This window comes from Oceanicella sp. SM1341 (assembly GCF_003448965.1).
GTDB lineage: Bacteria > Pseudomonadota > Alphaproteobacteria > Rhodobacterales > Rhodobacteraceae > Paroceanicella.
Genome location: NZ_QRGC01000092.1, coordinates 1 through 908, shown reverse-complemented (window position 1 = coordinate 908; position 908 = coordinate 1). Strand labels below are relative to the sequence as shown.

Genomic DNA, 908 nt, shown 5'->3' with positions numbered 1-908 from the left:
ACGAGCTCCTCCACCGGGTCGAGGCCCACCTCCACATCGAGGTCACCCAGCGCGAGGTCGATGTCCGGGTCGCCCGGCTCACCCTCCGGCAGGAGAGAGAGCGGGTCGCCGAGGTCGGCCACGACGTCGATGTCGCCCACGAGTTCCTCCACAGGGTCGAGGCCCACCTCCACATCGAGGTCGCCCAGCGCGAGGTCGATGTCCGGGTCGCCCGGCTCACCCTCCGGCAGGAGAGAGAGCGGGTCGCCGAGGTCGGCCACGACGTCGATGTCGCCCACGAGCTCCTCCACCGGGTCGAGGCCCACCTCCACATCGAGGTCGCCCAGCGCGAGGTCGATGTCCGGGTCGCCCGGCTCACCCTCCGGCAGGAGAGAGAGCGGGTCGCCGAGGTCGGCCACGACGTCGATGTCGCCCACGAGCTCCTCCACCGGGTCGAGGCCCACCTCCACATCGAGATCGCCCAGCGCGAGGTCGATGTCCGGGTCGCCCGGCTCGCCCTCCGGCAGGAGAGAGAGCGGGTCGCCGAGGTCGGCCACGACGTCGATGTCGCCCACGAGCTCCTCCACCGGGTCGAGGCCCACCTCCACATCGAGGTCACCCAGCGCGAGGTCGATGTCCGGGTCGCCCGGATCACCCTCCGGCAGGAGAGAGAGCGGGTCGCCGATGTCGCCCACGACGTCGATGTCGCCCACGAGTTCCTCCACAGGGTCGAGGCCCACCTCCACATCGAGGTCGCCCAGCGCGAGGTCGATGTCCGGGTCGCCCGGCTCACCCTCCGGCAGGAGAGAGAGCGGGTCCCCGAGGTCGGCCACGACGTCGATGTCGCCCACGAGTTCCTCCACAGGGTCGAGGCCCACCTCCACATCGAGGTCGCCCAGCGCGAGGTCGATGTCCGGGTCGCCCGGCTC

General features: G+C 71.4%; 1 protein-coding gene. It reads right to left on the bottom strand.

Annotation, left to right across the window (positions count from 1 at the left end; translation table 11 throughout):
* A partial coding sequence (locus D3P35_RS25870) for a hypothetical protein (RefSeq protein ID WP_198670812.1) occupies nucleotides 1-908 on the bottom strand: 908 nt, incomplete at both ends.